The sequence below is a fragment of the Erwinia psidii genome, from assembly GCF_003846135.1.
Classification (GTDB): domain Bacteria; phylum Pseudomonadota; class Gammaproteobacteria; order Enterobacterales; family Enterobacteriaceae; genus Erwinia; species Erwinia psidii.
The window spans coordinates 1-17,572 of sequence record NZ_RHHM01000021.1; the positions used below are offsets into that span (position 1 = coordinate 1).

Genomic DNA, 17,572 nt, shown 5'->3' on the forward strand with positions numbered 1-17,572 from the left:
ATAAACGCCATCAGTTTTTCGCGAGTGATCATTTTATTGAATTTATTTTCACCCTGCGCAGAAACGATATGCACCTGAAATACTCGCTTTGCCAGATCAATTCCGATAATTTGTTCCACGGGGCACCTCTTTATTTTGCTGTTGGTTTGCACTTACAGCATGGCTCAATGAAGCCGGTAAAGGGAGGTGTCCATTTCATTAGTTCCTGATATCGCTACACTTAACCTAAACCCTGTGGCACAAGGGATAACCCGCTTTCAACAACGAAAGCCGGTGCTATCAACGCTGCAAAGTTATCGTCAGAATTAATGAAGCAATCACCACTTGTTACCCAGTGATCTACTATTCGGAACAGCTATTTATTGGCTGTAAGGCGCATTTATTTTCTTTTAAAATTAAAGAGAGAATAAACCCTCAATGCCATCCAACTGGAGTATTCACTTTTTAATAAATTCCCCCGTTCTTCCAGAAGGTTAATTTGCCAAACATGACATTTTATCACATTCAGGAAAGGGGGGAGATAAAGCGTAATTTCCTTATATAAATAAGATCGTACACCTCTGCCGATCTGATACCTGAGAATACAATGCCCCTCATTTGGCATAGCATCCTGGGCTGATTAAAAATCCATTTTTTACAGTACCTTCTCATCGGTCAGATTCCTGCTCAGGAGTCTTTGAGCGTAATTCCCAGGCGGCAATTCTGTTACTGCCCCCAGGCTTTGTAATTCACTATCTCGCTGAATCTGCTCATCTTATATGTACTGTGTTCAGGATTTAATGCGATACCTGAATCAGGTGGTATGCACACCGCAAAGGCATATTCTGTCACCGTATACATATCTTCTGGCCTCAACGTCTATTTTAGGGACAGAGCATTTTGATTCCAACGGTATTATCTCAAGCTCACCTGAATGAATACCCAGATCTTCCCCGGAATCTCTCAACGCCGCAGCCAGAATTGATTCATTTTCCTCAACCCCTACGGCGATTCATTGCCACACATCCATATCCTGACGTTTTAAAATAGCCTGCCATAACTCACCCTCTTTGATCTGATAAGGAGCGACAAGAACCTGTGCAGGTAATATCATTATGTCCTCTCCTCACAAATATTCTCTGATTGTGGCCAACAGATTCAAAGGCATCACAGAATTTGGCATTGGCTGCAGTAAGCATAGTTCAATTGAGCACTGAAGGTTTCTTATTTGCTTTTTATATATGGCACTATTTCCTTGATCTCTCTGGTCATTTTACCTTTTTCCAGGGTAATTAACTCATAAAGAAGAAAACCATCGAAATTAATATCATCATCATAGCTGGTATGATTAGTACTTCTTTTATTCCTTGTTGACTGTTCAGCAAAAGATTTTTCACTAAATTCAACTTCATATCCGCTACCAAGCTTAACATCTTTTACTGATTTTCTTAACAACCCAGGTGTTTTTTCTTCTCTACAGGCTACAAACAGTATCTTTTTATATGGCTGAAATGATTTGTTATTTTTGATTAAGGCCATCAAATCACGTAATGTTGGATCTCTGTAACGATCACTGTCTACTTTTTCATTAACTGTAATGATATCCATTCTTTCCTTATTTTTGTTAATTCTGTTGGATAACAAAGCTAACTGCATTTCCTCATCTGGTGCTTTTTCATAATAACTAAGTTTATAATTCATGGCAACTTCTTCATTCAACAGGCTACTTCCTGGTTTATAGGATATAAGTCCCTTATTAGTCAATTTACTGTAGAGGGATGGGTTTTTCTTGCCAGATAATAGATTTTCCATTGGCAACATACCTTCCACTTCAGGTGGTTCCAGTAATATTTCACCATGAGGACCAAGAAATAAAATTTCTTTATCACCTGACAGCGTTAATTGTGTTGAATCCACGGTAAACCAACCATGGGCACTTAAAACGGCTGTATCCGCTGGCGAGTCCTTTACATAATGAAGTGTAAATCGGTTATCGGTGACTGTATCCAATGTACAAGAGTGACTTCCCCGTAAACTCATCATTTTGCTTTCTGCTATCAATTTTCTTCTCTGGCGCTCATCGGGCGCATTCTTGCCAGCCTTAACCATTCTTTCTAACACGCCTTTTTCTTTAATATATTCATTCATACTTTTATTAAATTCTAACTCATTAAAAAAACCATGTTCATTGGTAAAATCTGACATTTTTGGCTTAACCAGCTTAGGGCTCATTCCTCTATGGGACAAATCACCATATTTGACCATATTCGCATATTTCGCTCTATTTTTGAGGATGACAGGAATGATATTCTTGGATAACTTACTAATATTTTGATAATTCTTGACTGAGGCACTAATCAGATTTCGAGTTATCATTGGCGCATTAAAACTAAGTCGGGCTTGAAAGTTAACAGACATAAGAGAGGAGATGATTGCTTCATTCATTAGCGTATCTGCATTTTTATCACCTTTCGCTTTTGCGATACTACCTTCTGCCAATGAAACTGCTACATCTATTGCTGAGATAATAAACCCTAAACAGGCAGCCGTACTGGAAAACCCCGACACTGGAGCAATAATGAGACTGGCTGCTGCAAAAAATATTTTTATTACCCTAAATATTTTCTCCCTTTCATGGGCATCCATCTCTTCTATTGAGAAGTTCAGCGTATCGATATCACTTTCCAAACGCTCCATCAGTTGGCTAAAAAGCTTGTCTGGTATTCCTTTAATGTTGAATCCCTGATCTGAGGGTGTCAGATAATGATTAATATGATTCTCAATGGGTGGCATTGCCAGTAGCATAGTAGTATCCAGCGGGTAGCCAAACGGCTTCGTTTCTTCACCATATTCCGCTCTGTCTTTAATGGGGATTTTATTTAATATCCACGCCTTGAATGCTGGATCACGAGGTGTCGATGTATATGTTCCAGTATGCATATAACCATTTATAATAAATTTATGATGAAAATCGTCCAGATTAAAAAATTTGGGTTCATCTATACTAAACAATACACCTTTGCGAATATTTCCGGCAGGTATAAAAAAAACACCATTTAATTTTATATTGTAAAATAAAAATTCCCTTGCCTGTACCTTTCCTTTAAGGAAGCCTTCAACATAAGAGGCATACTTATTATCTTTATTAGATGGTGACAGGTAAGACAGGCAACGATAGTCTATCATCTGACGATAATGTGTAGTCATTGCCTTTATATTGCTTTCCTCCTTCTTATAATCATGTAGTGCCTGAGTCATTTTATTTTGCAAGTGAGTTTTTTTTAAAGATTCAATTAGGGGTTTAATTGAACTATCATAACTGAGATTATAAACCTGTCCAACCCTCATAAAATACATGTTTGTCACAATATCCCTAAGTGGAATATCTAATTTAATAATTACTGTTTGGTTAACAAAAGCATCATACTTATGGACATGCCGGGTAGCATGAATAATGCTATCTGCTTTCAAACCCAGTTTCTTACCGCTTATTTTCTCAAACTTTCTAATTTCATCGTCTATAAAATTATCTATATATGAATTAGGATCAAAGATTGGAGGAGCCAGGTTTTCAATCGTACTTAGCACCTCATCTCCAGATTGTATCATCTGTCTGTACTCTGCAAACATCTTTATCTTATGTTTACTATTCAATTCAGGTAAAGAATCAGCAAGTTTCCAAAGTTTTTTAATCAATTTCACACTCATTTTATATGTTTTGCTTGCGCCATGCTTAATATAAAAATCAGTGGAAAACTCAGTAAGCAACGAAACATGCTCCATAAGTAAATAGAGATTTTCATCATCCTGATTATAATTATCTAATTTATTTAATGAGTGATATGCTTTTTTTGAAATAGATTCCATTTCACGCTTAAATGAAACATCCTTTATATCACTAATAATAAAATCCAAAATATACGATATATCACGAGCCGATGACGTAATAAAAATTTTATTTGCGTCTATTTTATCTATTAATTTTTTATATTTCACAGGAAAATAAGCTTTCCTGGATACGGACCATAATGCTTTAACGACATTACGACCATCTGAAAATTGACCATCACTGATAGTATTTTTGTTATTTAATAAAAAAACAATAATACCATTTAAAACACCAAGTAAAACCTTGAGATTTTCACTACCTCTGACTTTACCTGATACGTTTTTATTCTTATCCCATATTTCTCTGAATACCTCTTTAATTTTTACATCCTGTACTCCAGTGAGTATTGCCTCTATGAAAACAGGAATGTTTTCATCTTTTATTTCCAAGTCAATTGTTTCTTGTTGCAGATTATCTCGCTTCATTCTTATGTGAGGTGTTAAATTAACTTTACTATCTGAAAAAATAAAGTCAAGATCACTTCCTTCAAGAGAATTGATTAATTCCATACCTTGTTGGTATTCTTCATTACTAATAATTGCATCGCTACTCCCCCTATTCTCGCCATCATGCCGAAAATTCTCATTAAAATAGTAAGCACCGGCTGCCATTCCTAAAAGGGATGCTGACGCCAATATCACCCTCCCTTTATTATTTATAACAGATGCGAAAGTAGATGAATGTGTACGACGATTTATCTCTTTCTGTTGGTCGGCTAAAAATAAAAGCTCCCTCCCCTCAGAAATTATTTCTTCAAGTTCTATATCATTGTTTAACTCCTGACCACCATTCTCTCCAGTTTCTACATCACCATTTACATCTCGACCATAACTCTCCCCAGGTTTTATATCATTATTTAACTCCTGACCACAGTAATATCCAGATAGAAATTTGTAGAAAGAAAAATTGGTGTTACGGGACAATTCACCTTCAGCGAGGTCTTCTGAAGGAACACCTGAAACTAATACAGGTGGCTCATCTGTCCGGGAAACGTCAATCGTTCTGTTATTAATAATATCTAATATTAAATTAATACGGTATTTATATTCCTGATCAAGTACTTTGTATTCTTCATGGGTTGCGCTACGCCTCAGATCACTATTATCACTGAAACCTAATGGATAAAAGCGATTTTCCCTGGCACAATACAGAACGTTATCAGGCTTTAAATTTGCATGATATATTCCCTTCGCCTCCATTTCTCTCAACATTTTGATAAAGAACTCTTCTGCATTATCAGGAAAGGCTCCTGTTTTATCGAGGGTCTCTCCAGATAGTTTATCCATATGGATATAGCAACAGTCGTCTTTCTTCAGCAAATATGCAGAGTTCTCTCCGTAATATTTTTTAAAGAGATGGTAATTTTTTATCGCCTCATCGATATTTCCAGTGCTACCGAATATTATTTTTTTGATTACTTTATGCGGGTTATCTTTATCCTGATAGACCACAGCACCAACACTTTCAGCAATCCTGTCTCCAGGCTTCAGGTCCCGTTGCCGGTCGCTGTTTCCTGCATTATTATTTCCAGCAGTGTATTCCATGGTATGGTGGTACTGCGTCACTGATTGCAGCATTACTTAATTCTCTCAATAAAAGAAGTATTAAATAAAATCCACATACCACAATTCTATCAATTAACGCTTTTTTAGGTAATTTAGCCGGTGATTTTATAATGAGAAAAGATGGTTCCCCCCGTGCTCAGCGCCGCAGACGGGTATCATTCGCCGCCATTAGTGGTCATGTATTCAATACGTTGACACTCCTGAAGAATGAACAATGTTACAGGTGTAAATTAATGGCCGAGGCTGAAGTGAAATGTCCCTTTTGTGAACGCATTGATGCCGTTAAAAAGTATATTTTGGATAATGCCGTGTATCAACATTACCATTGCCAGTCGCATGATAAAATCATTAGTACAAGAACTATCTGCAATAGCATGATTTAAACAGGGAGTACACGACTATGAGATTGACAATCCTGCCGATGCTCATTTCATCTATTGTATTATTTACTCCTTTCGTCATAGCTGGGCTCCGTTTTGGAAACCAGAGTTACCGCGCCAGCGGTCTTAAGCTGATCACAGCAGCGATCACATTGTGGAATACCGTGTATATAGAAAACGCTATTAACCATCTGAAAAAGAAGGGACTACCACTCAATGATCAATTGTTGTCACACCTGCCTCCGCTGGACTGGGAGCACATTAATTATATCGGGCGAACCAATAAGAAGCTGGCTAAAGGGAAGTATCGTCCTTTACGACCTGTTGATGTCAGTCAGTACAAAAAACAACCTTAATGTACAATATTTTCCGTTTCCCAAACTGAGCCCTTTTAGTATGAGCAAGCTGATGCTCAGAGGAATGTGACACGGGATAACCTTCGGCTGGCGAATTTCAGAATAACGCCATTCTGCCACACATCGATTTGCAGCCGCCAGGCTGCCTGGTTCTTCGCTTACCCGGCAGACATCCGCAAGGTGATCTACACGACCAACGCCATCGAGTCACTGAACAGCGTGATCCGACATGCCATCAAGAAACGGAAGGTGTTCCCGACAGACGACGCGGTGAACAAGGTGGTGTGGCTGGCACAATCCAGACGGCATCACAGAAATGGACATGTCGCTGAGGGACTGGCGTATGGCAATGAGCCGCTTTATTATCGAGTGCGGTGTCCGCCTGGACGGTCACTTCTGAAAAAGGCATTTACACAGAATCATGTACAGGATCGTTTTACGCCACGCTGTTGGGTAACCTAATAATGGACATTGGCTTTATAGTATTATTTCGGCATAAAGCCAGCCTCGGTGGCATCAATATTCTGGCGTTGTGGTTACAGGCGCGGTACGGTATTCGCGCCGGTAAGTTACAGATGTGCGTTGACAGCGGCGTGGTGTTGGCCTCGCTGTTTGTGGTGTCCCCGACCATGCTGGTCGCCTCTGTCGCCGGAGCCGCAGTCCTTAACCTGATTATTGCCATGAACCATCGTCCTGGCCGTTATTTCGTCTGAGCCTGAGATGTTGCAAAAAGCAGCGTCAACCCCCTGTTAGTTAATTATGGAGATATGTACCGTGTTTCGAAACGTTGATGCCTACGCCGGCGATCCCATTCTTTCCCTGATGGAAACCTTCAGACAGGATGAGCGACCACACAAGGTGAACCTGAGCATCGGGTTGTATTATGACCAACAGGGGCAGATCCCACAGCTGAACGCCGTGACCATCGCAGAAGCCCGTCTGAACGCTCAGGCGGCCAGTGCGTCTTTGTATCTGCCAATGGAAGGACTGCCACCTTACCGCAGTGCTGTTGCATCGCTGTTGTTCGGCCAACAGCACCCGGTACTCCAGGCCGGACGTATCGCCACTATCCAGACGGTTGGCGGCTCCGGGGCGCTGAAAATTGGCGCGGACTTTCTGAAAGCGTATTTTCCCGATTCTCAGGTCTGGGTCAGCGATCCCACCTGGGAAAATCATGTGGCGATCTTCTCCGGTGCCGGTTTCCAAGTAAATACCTACCCGTGGTACGACGCAGAGAGCAATGGCGTGCAGTTTGATCGGCTGGTGGCGACGCTGAAGACACTCCCGGCACAAAGCATTGTGCTGCTGCATCCGTGCTGTCACAACCCGACCGGTGCCGACCTGACCAATGCACAATGGGATATTGTTACGGACGTGCTGAAACAACGCGAGCTGATCCCGTTCCTTGATATTGCTTATCAGGGCTTTGGCGCGGGGATGGAAGAAGATGCTTATGCTATCCGGGCTGTGGCCTCGGCGGGATTGCCAGCGCTGGTCAGCAATTCCTTCTCGAAAATCTTCTCGCTTTACGGTGAGCGCGTTGGTGGCCTGTCGGTGGTGTGTGACAATGCGGAAGAAGCCGCCAGAGTATTGGGACAACTGAAGGCAACCGTGCGTCGTAACTACTCAAGTCCCCCCAATTTTGGTGCGCAACTGGTCTCCTGCGTGTTGCATGATGCTGAACTGAAAGCCAGCTGGCTGGCGGAAGTGGAAGCGATGCGCCTGCGTATTCTGACCATGCGCCAGCGGCTGGTGGATGTACTGGCGACGGCGATGCCGGATAAAAACTTCGATTATCTGCTCCGGCAGCGGGGTATGTTCAGCTACACCGGCTTGAGCGAGGCACAGGTGGACAGGCTGCGGGAGGAATTTGGCATCTACCTGATCGCCAGCGGTCGGATGTGCGTGGCCGGGTTGAACAGCGAAAATGTTCATCAGGTTGCCAAAGCGTTTGCGGCGGTCATGTAACTGCCGATGGCTTTACGGGCGGCTCCTTCGGGAGCCGTTTTTCGTTCTTAACCGTGTGGGTTATTGGTTCTTCCTGCGTCCAGAGCGCCATTGTGTCGCCGCCACTCCATAAGCGCTGTGACCTTACTCTGTTTGTCTGGCGGGTGCGACCCGGCGGACAAACAGAGCAGGTGCAACGGACAGCACGTTGCAACAATTCCGGGTTTACCTTTTCGCCTTTTGCTCCACACTTAACAACAGTTATTCGTTTAAGGAGCAGCACGATGTGGTATCAGCAAATCATTACCCTGGCCCCCAAATCACGCGGGTTTCATCTGGTGACCGATGAGATCACCGACGCGCTACGCCGCATCGATGTGCAGGTGGGGCTGCTGCATTTGCTGTTGCAACACACCTCCGCTTCATTAACGCTGAATGAAAACTGCGACCCCAGTGTGCGACGCGATATGGAACAACACTTTTTGCGACAGGTGCCGGAGAGTGCGCCCTGGGAACATGATTACGAGGGGGCGGATGATATGCCCGCCCATGTTAAATCTTCATCAATTGGGGTTTCACTGACCTTGCCAGTCTGCCGTGGGCGTCTGGTGCTTGGGACATGGCAGGGTATCTGGCTGGGCGAACACCGTCAGCATGGTGGCGCCAGACGTATCGTCGCCACGTTACAAGGGGAATAAAACAGGATGACCATATCGGATCTTCTCGCTTATTGCATGAGCAAACCTGGTGCTGAGCAAAGCGTACACAGCGACTGGAAAGCCACGCAGATCAAGGTGAATAATGTGCTGTTTGCACAGGTGTATGAGATTAACGGGCGACCAGCGGTGGCACTGAAAACCACGCCCGCACTGGCTGAATTACTGCGCGAGAAGCACCACGATGTGCAGCCCAGCGAACACCTCAACAAATCTCACTGGAGTACGGTGTTGCTGAATGGAACGCTGAAGGATTCGCAAATTTACTTTCTGGTGGATGCCTCGTTGCAGCAGGCGCTGGGCAATAAAACCGGCCATTAGTGGCCGCCGGATGGCTTCAGTCCGGCACAGCGTTAGCCATATATTCGCGGTAGCCATATATTCTCTGGCCTGTAACCCCGTTGCCAGTCACACATCTGCCTGGCGTCCCGGCTCACGCGGTGCGGGCGGGCAGTATTTATCGGTCTGGTGTGTTCCCGGACCGGTAATAATGCAGTCTGACAGACACGTGGTGCCAGTTAAGTCAGGTCATGCCGTGCTGCACAAAAGACAGGTGGGTTGGTTCTGGCGCAATAAAGCGTGACCTTTTTCACGGTTATAAATTAATCAGCAGTTTTACTGTGATATGGGTCAAGCCGCCATTCTATTGGGATATTTCCGGGTAGATCCGATAACCTTTTTAGGATAAACACAAATGATATTCATTATCATTTGTGTTGTAAGGGATGCTCACATGTCGCAATGGATCTGCCGGGGAGCTGTCATGCTCTCCACCCTGTTATTATTTACCGCGGGTGAAACTGTCGCCGGAGCCGCACCCACCACGCAGGCTAAAACGACGAAAGAAGATACGATGGTTATCACGGCAAACCGTGGTGAAACATCGCTCTGGCACAGCCCGGCGACGATACAGGTTATCGACAGCAACATGCTGCAAAATTCCACCCATGTTGCGATTGCTGACGATCTTCAGGATATCCCAGGCGTTGAACTGACGGATAATGCGTTGGCAGGCCGCAGGCAAATCCGCATTCGCGGCGAAACCTCTTCCCGCGTGCTGATTTTGATTGATGGCCAGCAAGTGACCTATCAACGGGCAGGGCAAAACTACGGCGCGGGATTGCTAATCGACGCCTCAGCGCTTGAACGGATTGAAGTGCTGAAAGGCCCCTATTCCGTGCTGTACGGTTCGCAGGCTGTCGGCGGCGTGGTGAATTTTATCACCAAAAAAGGCGGTGACCGTCCGCTGGCGGCGACGGTAAAAGCCGTTTACCGCTCCGCCACGGCGGGCTGGCAAGAGTCCGCCACTGGCTGGGGCAGCATTGGCCGTTTTGATTACCGTATTAACGGCAGCTATGCCGATCAGGGCGATCGTGACACAGCGGATGGCCGATTACCGGATACACATTTTCGCAATAACAGCCAGGGGGCGTGGCTGGGCTATCGTTTTCAACGGCAGAAAGTAGGCTTATCGCTCGATCGCTATAAACTTTCCACGCAAACCTGGTTTAATCATGGTGAAGGAGATTATGCCGCCTTCAGCGTGAAGATCCCAAAACTGGAACGCCAGAAAATTGGCCTGTTTTACGATAATGAGATGGGCGGTGAGGTGCTGAAAACCCTCCATGTAGACGCCTACAGTCAGACTATCGATCGTAAATTTGAAAATGAGGTCGTGACGACACAGGCGATCGCCAGCCCTCTGATCAAAGCCCTGACGGTACACAATCAGACGCATACCAACGACAGGCAGCTTACTCAGGGTGCCACGCTACAAAGCCATTTTCTGCTGTTCGACAATGACGAGCTGGTGACCGGCACCCAGTACCAGCACGATAACATCAGGCAGACGACCAGCGGCTATACCCGGCAGATGGCGGCGACTGGCTTATTTGATAATGAAACCCATACGCTGTCGCATAATGAATCAGAGCAAACCACGTTCTCCCTGTTTGCACAAAATGACTGGCGTTTTGCGCAAGACTGGCGGTGGATGTTCGGCGTCCGTCACTACTGGCTGTCATCAAAGCTGAACGGCAGCGAGCTGCATTCCGTCACCAACACCCTCAGTACCTTTACCTCAGAGGGAGGGCATATCGTGCGTGATAATGAGCTGGTTACCTCGACCAGCCTGCACTATTCCGGCTTTGCGCATCTTGAACTGCGCGCTGCGTTCGCTCAGGGATATGCTTTTCCGACGCTGAACCAGCAGTTTATGCAGACATCAGCTGGCGGTGGTGTGACCTATGGCAACCCGCATTTGCAGGCAGAGCACTCAAATAACATTGAACTGGGGATGCGCTACCTGGGCAGCACGTGGCTGGTTGATGGCGCGGTATGGTATTCCGAAGCAAAAGGCTATATCGCCAGCATTGCCTGTACGGGACAGGCAGTTTGTGCTGGCAACAGCAGCACTTCCCGCGGGGGATACTACTACTACGATAATGTTGACCGCGCCAAAAGCTGGGGGATGGAGTTGGTGGCTGAGTACAATGGCTGGGTGGTATCGCCGTATCTGAGCGGTACGCTTATCCGCCGTCGGTACGACGGTGCGGCGCTGAAAACCTGGGATACCGGCGATCCGACCCTCAGTGGTCGCCTGGGGCTGAAGCATACGCTGCTGCTTGACGCCATGACGCTCACTTCTGACTTTTATCTGCGTGCTGCCTCTGATGCAACGGATAAGACTGCTGGTACAACCGCGCATTACCCCGGCTGGGAGACGCTGCACCTTGCCCTTAATACCGAATTCGGCCCACAGGATCGCTACCAGCTCAATCTGGCACTGAATAATCTGACCAATAAAAGTTACCGGACGGCGCATGAATCAATCCCCGCCGCAGGTTTTAACGCCGCTCTCGGCTTTGCATGGCATTTCAGATAAATGAAGAAAACAGCCGCGGGATTACTGGCGCGGTTTTGTCTGTTCAGCAGCTGACCAACTGTAGGTTTCGGATGACTCACGTGGTGCGCTGATTTTTGCCCTGGGCCTGGAGAACCGGTGCCAGGGGGATAACTTCCATTTTCTGCCGGAAACCGGATACAGCTTAACAGAGCAGCGCTTTTATCGCTGAACCCGGACCGTTTTCTTACCAGGCAGAATGGCGGGCCGCCATTGGCGATCGTGACGCTTCGTGTGCAGAAGGTACCGCTGATTACGCTGCCGCGCCTCCCGGCCAGGGTTGAGCAGACATATAACGATATTTACACGCTGGCACCCAGCTGCACAGGGTAAGGTGAGGGTAAGCCACACTCGTCAGCGGCCGGACAACGTAAGTGACACGGTGCCGGCCGGTAAAGGTGTTTATCGGCATCACTCACACCGCCGCATGTAAAACCGGCGTATCGTTGCCATCGATCGGGCACTGATACCTTGCATCGGGCCGCGAGTCGCAAAGGCTGCTGAAACGCTGCATCGCCAGTTCTGGCCGGCCTGCTGGCAGGACGTATGCCTGACTCGCCTGAGCAACTGGGGCGATGTCTCGCCCCGCTGTGTTCAGGCGCGCAGGGTGTCGATATCAATCACAAAACGATACTTCACGTCGCTTTTCAACATCCGTTCATAGGCCTCGTTAATTTCGTCCATCCTGATCATCTCAATATCTGAGGTAATATTGTGCCTGCCGCAGAAATCCAGCATCTCCTGCGTCTCCCTAATGCCGCCAATCAGTGAACCGGCGACGCTCCGACGCTTAAAGATCAGATTGAAAACCTGTGGTGACGGATGGTCATGTTCCGGCGCGCCAACCAGCGTCAGGGTCCCATCGCGGCGTAGCAGGTTGATAAAGGGGTTCAGGTCGTGTGGCGCCGCGACGGTGTTAACAATTAAATCGACGCTGTTAGCGTGCGCCGCCATTTGGTCGGCATCTTTCGAAATCACCACTTCATCTGCACCCAGGCGCTTTGCGTCTGCGATTTTTGATGGTGAGGTGGTGAACAGCACCACATGGGCACCCATTGCGTGGGCAATTTTAACACCCATATGACCCAGACCACCCAGACCGACAATACCCACTTTCTTGCCCGGTCCCGCGCCCCAGTGATGCAGGGGAGAGTAGGTGGTGATTCCGGCACACAACAGCGGTGCGGCACCGGCCGGATCAAGGTTTTCCGGGACGCGCAGGACAAAATCTTCCGTTACCACCACCTGAGTGGAATAGCCGCCGTAGGTGGTTTCTCCGGTGATGCGATCCTGGCCGTTATAGGTGCCGGTGAAGCCGTTTTCGCAGTATTGCTCCAGATCTTCCTGGCAACTGTCACAGGTGCGGCAGGAGTCGACCAGGCAGCCTACGCCGACCAGATCGCCCGGTTTGTATTTGTGGGCATGGTTGCCCGTTGCGCTTACCCGACCAACAATTTCATGGCCAGGGACGACCGGAAAAAGGGTGTTTTTCCATTCGTTGCGGGCCTGGTGGAGATCGGAGTGACAGACGCCGCAGTACAGAACGTCGATCAGCACATCATGATCGCGCAGTTCACGCGGTTGATATTCAAACGGTGCCAGCTCAGATTTGGCGTCCTGTGCTGCATAAGCATGAGTAATATTCATGGTTCCTCCCAGGGTTGAAAATGTCGCGAAGCCCGATTTACAAGGACGGTTTTAGCCGCCGTTGAGTGCTGGTGTGCCGCATCTGCATTGGCTGGCGATGGCCTGGTGGCACAGACTCCTGTGGTAATGTGCAAAACACGAAGGTTAAGGATAGTCAGCCATCGGCTAAGGGGACATGTCGGAATCTGTTTAAATCTTGCCTGATCCTGCAAATTTCAGTCAGAAGTGGCACAAAATAGCGGGGGAATGGCCAGCAAATGTCGACAGGCAGACAGGAAATATGTTGCTGTGCTCCCCGGCGAACAGGGGAGCTCTGTCATCAACAGCGGCAGGTGGCTGGGTGGCATGGATAATATTTCGCCTGTGCCACAGGATGCCCGGAGAAAATTACCTGGTGTTCAGCAACGGTTTCAGGAAGCGAGCAGTGTGGGATGCTTCACATTTAGCCACTGTCTCCGGCGTGCCGGACACCAGGATCTCACCACCACCGCTACCACCCTCTGGCCCCAGGTCAACAATCCAGTCGGCGGTTTTGATCACATCGAGGTTGTGCTCAATCACCACAATGGTGTTGCCCTGATCGCGCAGCTGATGCAGCACTTCCAGTAACTGCTGAATATCGGCAAAGTGCAGGCCGGTGGTCGGTTCGTCAAGAATATACAGCGTCTGGCCCGTACCGCGCTTCGACAGCTCACGCGCCAGCTTGACGCGCTGTGCTTCGCCGCCGGACAGCGTGGTGGCCGACTGTCCCAAACGAATATAGGAAAGCCCGACATCCATCAGCGTTTGCAGCTTACGCGCCAGCGCCGGCACGGCATCAAAGAACTCCCGTGCTTCCTCAATGGTCATCTCCAGCACTTCGTGAATGCTTTTGCCCTTGTACTTAATCTCCAGGGTTTCACGGTTATAGCGTTTGCCTTTGCACTGGTCGCAGGGGACGTAGATGTCCGGCAGGAAGTGCATCTCCACCTTGATCACACCATCGCCCTGACAGGCTTCGCAGCGACCGCCGCGAACGTTAAAGCTGAAGCGGCCCGGCGTGTAACCACGGGTGCGTGACTCAGGAACGCCGGCAAACAGCTCACGTACCGGGGTAAAAATGCCGGTGTAGGTTGCCGGGTTCGAGCGAGGGGTTCGCCCAATCGGGCTTTGATCGATATCGATAACTTTATCGAAATGTTCCATGCCGCTGACATCGCGGTAAGGGGCCGGCTCGATGATAGTGGCACCGTTTAACAGTCGTTGGGCAATCGGGAACAGCGTGTCGTTAATCAGCGTGGATTTACCGGAGCCGGAAACGCCCGTAATGCAGCTGAACAGACCAACCGGTAGCGTCAGGGTCACATCCTTCAGGTTGTTGCCCCTCGCACCGGTGAGCTTCAGGACTTTATTTGGATCGGCATTGACCCGTTCCTGTGGGACGGCGATCCCCCGCTTGCCGCTGAGGAACTGCCCGGTCAGTGAGGCATCCACCGCCATAATGTCATTGACGGTGCCTTCAGCCACCACCTGGCCGCCGTGCACGCCAGCACCGGGGCCGATATCAATCACATGGTCTGCGGCACGGATCGCATCTTCGTCATGCTCTACCACAATCACCGTGTTGCCGAGATTGCGTAAATGCACCAAAGTTTCCAGCAGGCGCTCATTGTCGCGCTGATGCAGGCCGATGGAGGGCTCGTCCAGCACATACATCACCCCCACCAGACCGGCACCAATCTGGCTGGCCAGTCGGATACGCTGTGCTTCACCGCCAGAGAGCGTTTCCGCTGAACGGGACATAGACAGGTAGTTCAGGCCGACATTGACCAGAAATTTCAGCCTATCCCCGATCTCTTTCAGCACTTTTTCCGCTATTTTTGCCCGCTGCCCGCTCAGCTTCATATTCTGAAAAAACGCCATCGCATGGCCAATGCTCATATCGGAAATAGTTGGCAGGCTGGTATTGTCAACAAATACATGGCGAGCCTCACGGCGCAGGCGAGTCCCTTCACAGCTGGCGCAGGCGCGGTTACTGATAAATTTCGCCAGGTCCTCCCGAACGGCGGAGGATTCTGTCTCTTTATAACGGCGCTCCATATTGTGCAGGACACCTTCGAACGGGTGACGACGGACTGAAGTATCTCCGCGATCGTTGATGTACTTAAATTCGATATTCTCTTTGCCTGAACCGTAAAGGATCACCTTGCGGGTGCTGGCATCGAGTGAATTGAACGGCGCTTCGATATCGAAGGCCAGATGATCGGAGAGCGAACGCAGCATCTGAAAATAATAGAAATTACGGCGATCCCAGCCGCGAATGGCGCCACCGGCCAGGGAAAGCTCCGGGTTCTGTACCACACGATCGGGATCGAAATATTGCTGAACCCCCAGTCCATCGCAGGTTGGACAGGCCCCTGCCGGATTGTTAAAGGAGAACAGGCGCGGTTCCAGCTCGCTCATGCTGTAGCCGCACACCGGGCAGGCAAAGTTGGCGGAGAACAGCAGTTCTTCGGCGCTGGCATCGTCCATATCGGCCACCACCGCGGTGCCGCCGGAGAGTTCCAGCGCGGTTTCAAAGGATTCGGCAAGGCGTTGTTGCAAATCGTCGCGCACCTTAAAGCGATCCACGACCACTTCGATGGTGTGTTTTTTTTGCAATTCCAGTTTGGGCGGATCGGAAAGATCGCAGACTTCGCCGTCGATGCGCGCGCGGATATAACCCTGCGAGGCCAGATTTTCCAAGGTTTTGGTGTGCTCGCCTTTGCGCTCTTTCACGATCGGGGCCAGCAGCATCAGGCGGCGTCCTTCGGTGAGGGCCAGCACGTTATCCACCATCTGACTGACAGTTTGGGCGGCCAGGGTCACATCGTGATCCGGGCATCGCGGTTCGCCAACGCGGGCGAACAGCAGGCGCAGATAGTCGTGAATTTCTGTGATGGTCCCTACGGTAGAACGTGGGTTGTGTGAGGTTGATTTCTGTTCGATGGAAATCGCGGGAGACAGGCCCTCAATATGATCGACATCGGGCTTCTCCATCAGGGACAGAAACTGGCGCGCATAGGCCGACAGCGACTCCACATAGCGGCGTTGCCCTTCGGCGTAGAGCGTATCAAACGCCAGTGAGGATTTCCCAGAACCTGACAGGCCGGTGACCACAATCAGTTTGTCACGGGGGATGATCAGGTTGATATTTTTCAAATTATGGGTGCGTGCACCCCGAACTTCGATCTTATCCATTCACAATTCCCGGATTAACACAGACCCCAGCATGCCCGTCTGGCACAGCCAGAATGAAGCCTGTCATTATGGCACAAAAAAACCTGATTGGATATACAGTGTTATGGAGGAGGAGGTTGCTAAGGTGAGTACTGCTTAGGCTTTGCAGGGGAAAAATTGCGATCTGTCTTCAGCGGTAAAATGTAGTACTGCAAGCGTGATCTGCCAGGATGGACCGAGATCGGAAGATAGGATTTGGCGATATACAATGTTAGAATTTACGGCTTAGACTTAACGCAGAACATTTATCGGAGATGCGAACATGGCCAGCAGAGGCATAAACAAAGTGATCCTGGTAGGCAACCTGGGTCAGGATCCTGAAGTCCGTTACATGCCGAATGGCGGTGCTGTTGCCAATATCACCCTGGCCACCTCCGAGAGCTGGCGTGATAAGCAAACCGGTGAAACCAAAGAGAAAACGGAATGGCACCGGGTGGTGCTGTTCGGCAAACTGGCCGAAGTGGCGGGCGAGTACCTGCGTAAAGGTTCCCAGGTTTATATTGAAGGCTCCCTTCAGACCCGCAAATGGACCGATCAAGCTGGCGTTGAAAAATACACCACGGAAGTTGTGGTTAACGTCGGCGGTACCATGCAGATGCTGGGTGGCCGTCAGGGCGGTGGAGCGCCAGCGGGTGGTAACCAGGGTAACAACAGCGGTTGGGGTCAGCCGCAGCAGCCGCAGGGCAGCAACCAGTTCAGTGGCGGTCAGCAGTCGCGTCCACAGCCACAGCAGAATAGCGCTCCGGCCAGCAATGAGCCCCCAATGGATTTTGACGACGATATTCCGTTCTAGAGTTGACCTGAGAGTCATTTGTAAAGAATAAATACACAGACCCCTGTTAATTCAGGGGTCTGACTGCTGACGAACCCCACGTTTTTATGTGGGGTTCTTCTTTTGTAGCGACCGCAGTTCGCGATCGCGATATTTTTCCC

The 17,572-nt window shown here is 48.6% G+C and carries 8 protein-coding genes and 4 pseudogenes; 8 read left to right on the forward strand and 4 right to left on the reverse strand.

Annotation, left to right across the window (positions count from 1 at the left end):
• A pseudogene (locus tag EB241_RS22080) lies at positions 1-119 on the reverse strand (IS110 family transposase); the annotation flags it as partial.
• 1,084 nt (positions 120-1,203) lie between these two features.
• Positions 1,204-5,445 carry a putative adhesin gene (locus tag EB241_RS19465; RefSeq protein ID WP_124234741.1) on the reverse strand — a complete coding sequence of 1,414 codons (4,242 nt, stop codon included), beginning with the start codon at positions 5,443-5,445 and terminating at the stop codon, positions 1,204-1,206.
• 469 nt (positions 5,446-5,914) lie between these two features.
• On the opposite strand from EB241_RS19465, the pseudogene EB241_RS19470 reads away from it, so the two are divergent.
• From EB241_RS19470 to EB241_RS19500, 7 genes and pseudogenes are all read left to right on the forward strand, one after another.
• Positions 5,915-6,169, forward strand: a pseudogene (locus EB241_RS19470) (Tn3 family transposase); the annotation flags it as partial.
• A gap of 144 nt (positions 6,170-6,313) precedes the next feature.
• A pseudogene (locus EB241_RS20775) lies at positions 6,314-6,569 on the forward strand (transposase); the annotation flags it as partial.
• Between the two features lie 34 nt (positions 6,570-6,603).
• Positions 6,604-6,882: pseudogene (locus EB241_RS19480) on the forward strand (YitT family protein); the annotation flags it as partial.
• Between the two features lie 61 nt (positions 6,883-6,943).
• Positions 6,944-8,137: an amino acid aminotransferase gene (locus EB241_RS19485; RefSeq protein ID WP_199737399.1), complete on the forward strand. Its 1,194-nt coding sequence runs from the start codon at positions 6,944-6,946 to the stop codon at positions 8,135-8,137.
• Between the two features lie 263 nt (positions 8,138-8,400).
• Positions 8,401-8,814: a secondary thiamine-phosphate synthase enzyme YjbQ gene (locus EB241_RS19490; RefSeq protein WP_124234743.1), complete on the forward strand. Its 414-nt coding sequence runs from the start codon at positions 8,401-8,403 to the stop codon at positions 8,812-8,814.
• A 6-nt stretch (positions 8,815-8,820) separates the two neighbouring features.
• Positions 8,821-9,153: an MmcQ/YjbR family DNA-binding protein gene (locus tag EB241_RS19495; protein ID WP_124234744.1), complete on the forward strand. Its 333-nt coding sequence runs from the start codon at positions 8,821-8,823 to the stop codon at positions 9,151-9,153.
• A gap of 412 nt (positions 9,154-9,565) precedes the next feature.
• On the forward strand, positions 9,566-11,716 hold the full coding sequence (locus tag EB241_RS19500) for a TonB-dependent receptor plug domain-containing protein (RefSeq protein WP_199737400.1): 2,151 nt from the start codon (positions 9,566-9,568) through the stop codon (positions 11,714-11,716).
• Positions 11,717-12,328: 612 nt separating this feature from the next.
• On the opposite strand, the gene EB241_RS19510 is transcribed toward EB241_RS19500, so the two are convergent.
• Positions 12,329-13,381: an NAD(P)-dependent alcohol dehydrogenase gene (locus tag EB241_RS19510; RefSeq protein WP_124234746.1), complete on the reverse strand. Its 1,053-nt coding sequence runs from the start codon at positions 13,379-13,381 to the stop codon at positions 12,329-12,331.
• Between the two features lie 387 nt (positions 13,382-13,768).
• Positions 13,769-16,600, reverse strand: coding sequence for an excinuclease ABC subunit UvrA (gene uvrA / locus EB241_RS19515; protein ID WP_124234747.1), 2,832 nt, complete (start codon positions 16,598-16,600; stop codon positions 13,769-13,771).
• A gap of 301 nt (positions 16,601-16,901) precedes the next feature.
• Here uvrA and ssb1 point away from each other — a divergent pair, with 301 nt between their 5' ends.
• Positions 16,902-17,432 carry a single-stranded DNA-binding protein SSB1 gene (gene ssb1, locus EB241_RS19525; protein WP_124234748.1) on the forward strand — a complete coding sequence of 177 codons (531 nt, stop codon included), beginning with the start codon at positions 16,902-16,904 and terminating at the stop codon, positions 17,430-17,432.
• Positions 17,433-17,572: the final 140 nt, after the last annotated feature.

What these genes read in the sequence shown, in the direction of transcription:
- EB241_RS19465 (WP_124234741.1), bottom strand. Translation starts at nt 5,445, where the DNA reads ATGCTGCAATCAGTGACGCAGTACCACCATACCATGGAATACACTGCT.
- EB241_RS19490 (WP_124234743.1), top strand. Translation starts at nt 8,401, where the DNA reads ATGTGGTATCAGCAAATCATTACCCTGGCCCCCAAATCACGCGGGTTT.
- EB241_RS19495 (WP_124234744.1), top strand. Translation starts at nt 8,821, where the DNA reads ATGACCATATCGGATCTTCTCGCTTATTGCATGAGCAAACCTGGTGCT.
- EB241_RS19500 (WP_199737400.1), top strand. Translation starts at nt 9,566, where the DNA reads ATGTCGCAATGGATCTGCCGGGGAGCTGTCATGCTCTCCACCCTGTTA.
- EB241_RS19510 (WP_124234746.1), bottom strand. Translation starts at nt 13,381, where the DNA reads ATGAATATTACTCATGCTTATGCAGCACAGGACGCCAAATCTGAGCTG.
- uvrA (WP_124234747.1), bottom strand. Translation starts at nt 16,600, where the DNA reads ATGGATAAGATCGAAGTTCGGGGTGCACGCACCCATAATTTGAAAAAT.
- ssb1 (WP_124234748.1), top strand. Translation starts at nt 16,902, where the DNA reads ATGGCCAGCAGAGGCATAAACAAAGTGATCCTGGTAGGCAACCTGGGT.